5 protein-coding genes are annotated in these 5,330 nt (G+C 69.2%); 1 reads left to right on the top strand and 4 read right to left on the bottom strand.

Annotation, left to right across the window (positions count from 1 at the left end; genetic code table 11):
- Positions 1–200: TetR/AcrR family transcriptional regulator (locus Q4A20_RS14625; RefSeq protein ID WP_303124094.1), on the bottom strand; the 200-nt coding region annotated here is incomplete at its 3' end.
- Between the two features lie 393 nt (positions 201–593).
- On the opposite strand from Q4A20_RS14625, the gene Q4A20_RS14620 reads away from it, so the two are divergent.
- A complete protein-coding gene (locus Q4A20_RS14620) occupies positions 594–3,422 on the top strand; it encodes a helix-turn-helix transcriptional regulator (RefSeq protein ID WP_303124093.1) in 2,829 nt (942 codons plus the stop codon).
- Positions 3,423–3,529: 107 nt separating this feature from the next.
- Here the strand turns inward: Q4A20_RS14620 and Q4A20_RS14615 are convergent, their stop codons facing one another.
- The 3 genes from Q4A20_RS14615 to trxA form a co-directional block, all read right to left on the bottom strand.
- On the bottom strand, positions 3,530–4,132 hold the full coding sequence (locus Q4A20_RS14615; RefSeq protein WP_303124091.1) for an endonuclease domain-containing protein: 603 nt from the start codon (positions 4,130–4,132) through the stop codon (positions 3,530–3,532).
- 273 nt (positions 4,133–4,405) lie between these two features.
- The gene (locus Q4A20_RS14610) at positions 4,406–4,888 is read right to left on the bottom strand and encodes a Dps family protein (protein WP_303124097.1); all 483 of its coding nucleotides are present in this window, start codon (positions 4,886–4,888) and stop codon (positions 4,406–4,408) included.
- A gap of 70 nt (positions 4,889–4,958) precedes the next feature.
- Complete coding sequence (gene trxA, locus Q4A20_RS14605; protein ID WP_303124095.1) at positions 4,959–5,327, bottom strand: thioredoxin; 369 nt, start codon at positions 5,325–5,327, stop codon at positions 4,959–4,961.
- Positions 5,328–5,330 lie beyond the last annotated feature (3 nt).

Raw genomic sequence — 5,330 nt, 5'->3', positions numbered from 1 at the left:
ACGATGACGGCGTACAGGCCCTCCTTGCCGCCGAAGTGCTCGTAGACCACGGGCTTGGACACCTTCGCCCGATTGGCTATCTCCTCAATGCTGGTGGCCTCGAACCCCTTCTTGGCGAAGAGGGCGCGGGCCACGGCGATGAGCTGCTCGCGTCGCTCGGAGGCGCTCATCCGGGTTCTTTTGCTGTCCTTGCTGCTCATGGCTGGTGGTGGATCGTCCGTGCCGTACTGTCTTGCTTCGGGTGTCGCGAAGGAGAATCGACCGGAGGTGAGGTTGCGATGGTAACAACCGGCAAACAACCCTCTTAGGCAGGCTTCGCTTAGCTTAAAGCTTAACATGTCGGGTCTCGCGGCGGCGGGGTGTGCTCGGGCCTGCGGCCGTTACGTATCTGGGCCTGCGCGCCCGCGGGCGTTATGGACTCTGGTCTGCGGGCGATCGGCGGTGTGGGTCTTGCTCGCGGGGCGGCAGGTGTGGCGAGGCGTGGGACGGTAGAATCGGGATGACATCCCAGTAACGTGTTAGCGGTGATATCATAACGGCCAATTCAATGAGCGCTCGGCGTCCGCTGCCCTGCGCCGATGAGAGGAGACCACGTGCACGCATCCGATCAGCGACGCCTCGTCGCACGCGAGATCGCGGATCGCCTGAGTCGTGGTCTGGGTTCGCTCTACCTGGTGTCTGCGCCGTCGGTTCCCGGAGTCTGGTCGCTCGGTCCCGCGCTCGCCTCCGACGTTGCCGACCTGCTGCTCGAAGTCAGGACAGTGGAGGTGGATGCCGAGATCGGTTGCGCGCCACCGGCCGATCACCCCGGCCTCGACGCCGCCGACGTCCTGCTGAGCAACTGTATGAACCAGGTCATTGAGAAGCTGTGCCAACATCGCGAGCAGGCCGATCTGTGCGCGGGACTCGAGTCGCTGCGCATGAGCGTCAAGGATGGGGCGACCGTCGATGCTCTATCGGACGCGGCTACGGACCTCGCCGCCGCCTTCAGCGGCCCTCCGGTGCTCGTCGTCGTCTCCGCCCGCGGTATGCGCGATCAGCTGTCGACCACCCGGATGCGGAAAGTCGCCTCCCTCCTGGCCACGACCCCCCTCGCGATTGTCGTGCTCCTGCCGGAGGGTGACGTCGGCGAGGTGGCGGAACCACCCTTGTTCACCGCCTCCATCCGGCATCTGGGGCCCGACGACGTGAGGGACCTCATCGGCGCTCAGACCGCCGCCTATGTCGATCCACTGGTGGCGGGGTGGATCTCCCGCAGTACGGCAGGGCGGATCGCCGACATCCGTGCTCAGGGCGCCGCCATGAGCGGGGCGGCGTTGGCCGGTCGCGAACTGCCGTGGCGCGTGCCGACCGTCTCGGAGCCGACGCGGCGTGAGGCCGCGGAGCGTCTGGTAGCAATGGAGCCGGCACGGCGTGACGCCGTGGTGGCGATGCATCTGCAGTTGATTCCGGATGTGGCTGCGGTCCGGGAGGCCACCGGGACGGTGCCGCCGCCGGAGGCGGAGGATCTGCAGCCGGACACCAACCCCGCCCCCGGGCTGGCCGCTGCCCTGGGCGCCGCCGTCGTTCAGGCCGTCCCGCGGGAGGTGGTGCGCAACCTGCACGAGGCTTTGGCCGACTCCTACCGGGATGGCACCCGGGAACGCTCCTGGCACCGGCTGGAGGCGGGTGGCGCCGCGCCGGACGACTTGGACCGGCTGCTCGCCGCCGCCGCCACAGAACTTCAGCACGGCAGTCTCAACACCGCCTGGCGGATCGTCGACGCCTTGGACCGGAACCGATCCGCGCCCGACCTCTGCCCCGATCAGGAGGCGCGCATCCGGCTGCTGCGAGGGCACCTCGCCCTGCAGCTCGGCTGCACCTTGACCGCATCCTCGTGCCTGCTTCAGGCCATGGGATGGCCCGGCCTGTCTCCGCAGGAGGAGCTGACCGCGATCGCCGGTTACATCACTGCCCGCGGCTGCGAGGGCGTGAGTGTTGAGGAGGACAGCCGGCTGGCCGCTCGCATTGCGGAACTGGGTGCGGTGGAACCGCTACCTGCGGCGCGCTGCCTGATTCTTCTGGCGTCTCAGGAGCGCCTGGTTGGAGCGGCGGACGGTCCTCGCGATTACCTGCACACTGCGATCAAACTGTTGGACACCGATACGGCCAAGGAGCGCCCCGGCTCCGGAAATGCCGGTGCCCTCGCCTTGGCGCAGGCGCTCGCGGCCCGGGTGGACGGGGACCGTGGCAGCGTCTCGAACAACCCGTTGACCGGCGTGTTCGTGGACATCCCCGGCGATACCGCGCGCGGTGATGTCGCCGTATGGGCGCAGGCCGTGATCCACGCCGTCCTGGCGGCCGAGGACCTGTCGGCGGAGAGACCGGTCTTCGTGGAATCGATGCAGTCCCGACTTGCCGGAGCCAGCCCGTTCTATGAGGCGCAGGCGGTGTCCCTCCGGGCGTACCTGAACAGTCGGCTCGGCTGGACCGGCTACGCCCAAGCGGAGTTGATCAGTGACGGCTTCCGAGTTCCGCTGCGAGCCGGACTTACCGGCCTGGGCATGGCCATGGCGGCACAGGGGGCCATGCTGTTCGGCGGCGAGGCCTCCGCCACCGCCTGGCGCGCGGCCATGGCCGGCGGACTGCCGGGCTCCGCCGCCTCCCCCCAACAGCTGTGGGTGGGCGTGCTGGAGGCGGCCGCGCGGCTCGCCTCCGGTGATGGTTCGCTGGCCGGGTTACTGCTCGGCCCCACCGTTTCCGCGGCCGTCCCCCGGGAACGTCTGCGCGCCGTGTGGTCGAGCGTCGTCGACATGGTCATTATCGAGCCCGCGCTGCTTGAGCGTGTGCCGGGCCTGGCCGCTTGGCTCCGGGCACAGGCCGGCGGACGGATGGGCCCCGATCCGGACGATGGACTGCTTACCGTGCTGTTGTCCGACGACGCCGAAGCCATCCCGCTGATCTCGAGGCTCCTGCTGGAGGCCGCCTGCTCCGGTAACGCGGTCAGACAAGTGCGTGCCGACATGGTCTGCGCCGCCCGACTGCGCCGTTCGCCGGGACTCGATCCCGCCGAATTGGGGATGTGCGCGGACGCCGTCTCCTGCGCGCAGGCGCTGGTGGCGCGCGCCACCGAACTCGCCGCGGACAACTCCATGTTCTTCTGGCGTCGCGTGACTGAACGCGCCGGCGGATTCGAGGCGGGCGACGGGGCGTCGTCGATGCCGGCGGTCGTTTCCATCACGCCGCCGGAGCTGACGGACACCGAGCTGCGGGTGGCCCGGCTCGCGGCACGGGGACGCCGCAACAAGGAGATTGCGGCCGAGACCTACATGGCGGTGCGTACTGTGGAACTGCGCCTGACCGGCGTGTACCGCGCCCTGGGGATCTCCAGCCGCAAGGACCTCCCCAAGGCGCTCGCCCTGCATGGCCTGCTCGACGACTGACACGGCCCGTTGGGACCGTCGTCGGGGATGCCGGTCGCCGGAGCTGCATCTCAGCATCGGTGCAGTGCGTCCTGACGACCGTAGGCGCACTAGCGCGCCTACGGTCGTCACGCTAGCCAGGGCCTGGGTGCGGGTGCGACCTCGACTCCGTCCGGCAGCGCGGCCAAGACCCTGCCCACCAGCGTCGTGGGACTCCTGAGATCCGACCACGCGACCCGCAGCACCCGCCAGCCCAGCGTCTCCAGACCTTCTTGACGCTGCTTGTCCCGGTAGAGGGCGTCGCCGCGCCGGGCGTACTTGCCGGCGCCGTCGAACTCCAGCGCGATCCGCAGGTGATCCCAGGCGAGATCGAGGAACCAACCACCGGGGTCTGCGGGCGCCTCGAATTGCAATTGCGGAGTCGGCATACCCGTGACCAAACGCCAATACCGGGTCTCGCTCTCTCCCGGAGACTCTGCGGCCGGGCTGAGCAGCGGCAGCATTCTGGGCGCCCGTGCCACCCCACGGTGACCACGCGAGCGCTCCAGCACAGACTGTGTCTGCGCCAGCAGACGGTCCAGGGCGGGTCGACACCGCCCCGGATCAAAACGGTTGAACCCGGAGCCGGCTCGCAGCAGTGAATCTCCGACGACGAAGGCATCCGGACCCGGCGGGTCCAGCAGACAGTCGGCCAGCGTGCGGGCCAGTGCGGTGGCACCGAGCCCGAGCACGGTGGTGGTGTTCTGCGGCTCCAGGCAGTGTCGACGTCGACACAGCCGCGGCGGCCGTGTTCGCAGGTGCGGATATGAATGCGGTGCTGGGAGCGGATCAGGAGGCAGCGCCTGCAGTACGGGAGTAGGCGTCTACGGCGGGATGGAGCGTGGCCCCGCACCCGGGTTTCCCCCCGCCCCCCCGCCCCCCGGGCGGGGCCGCCGGGCGGGCCGGCCCCGCCCGCCCGACGATCCTGTGCCCGACCGGAGCCGGCCCGGGCACAGGCGGTGCGCTCAGGCGGTGTAGCTCTCGGCCGAGAGGAACCAGGCCTGCTGCTCGAGCTTGAGGGTGACGTCCTCGATGATGCCGGAGGACATGGGGTCGGTCTCGTCGACCACCTTGTGGATGTCGCGCAGGGTGGCGACGACGGCGTTGATGGCGGCAACCTCGTAGTAGACGGCCTCGGTGACGATGGTCAGGTCCGCCGGCGCGGTGGGCAGGGTCGAGGCGGCCAGAGCATCGGGGCGGCCGTCGGGGACGGCGTTGACGGCGCGCATGCGCTCGGCGATGGTGTCCGAGGCCTCGCGCGCGATGTCGACGACCTCGTCGAGCCCCTGGTGGACGTCACGGAAGTTGGCGCCAACAACGTTCCAGTGGATCTGCTTGGTGACGAGCGAGAGCGCGGTGACGTCGACGAGCGCCTGCTGGAGAGCGTCGGTGAGCTCAGGGGTGGCGGTGAAGCTCGGCAGGATGGGAGGAGCGGCAACAGAGTTCATCATGCTTCCTATCTTATCAGAGGCACTCATTAGCGGCGCTGACTTATGTGGTGCGGCGCAGGCGCGCCCCTCAGGCCTGTCCCTGCTGCTCGGCGATCTGCTTCTTCACCGCGTCCATGTCCAGCTCGCGCGCCTGGTCGATCAGCGCGTCAAGAGCCTTCGCCGGCAGGGCGCCCGCCTCGCGGTAGACGAGGACGTCGTCGCGGAAGACCATGAGGGTCGGGATGGAGGAAATGCCCAGGGCCGCGGCCAGACCCTGCTCGGCCTCGGTGTCCACCTTCGCGAAGGTCACGTCCGGGTTCGCCTCGGAGGCCTTCTCGTAGATCGGCGAGAAGCGCTGGCACGGGCCGCACCAGGAGGCCCAGAAGTCGACGAAGGTGATGCCCTCGCCACGAATGGTGTCGTTGAACTGCTCGCCCGTGATGTTGACGGTGGCCATAGG

Origin of the sequence: Actinomyces sp., assembly GCF_030530635.1 — a bacterium.
Taxonomy (GTDB): Bacteria; Actinomycetota; Actinomycetes; order Actinomycetales; family Actinomycetaceae; genus Actinomyces.
This window is presented reverse-complemented; position numbering and strand designations above follow the sequence as displayed.

Excerpts from the sequence above, each read along its gene's own strand:
- trxA (WP_303124095.1), bottom strand. The coding sequence starts at position 5,327 with ATGGCCACCGTCAACATCACGGGCGAGCAGTTCAACGACACCATTCGT.
- Q4A20_RS14610 (WP_303124097.1), bottom strand. The coding sequence starts at position 4,888 with ATGAACTCTGTTGCCGCTCCTCCCATCCTGCCGAGCTTCACCGCCACC.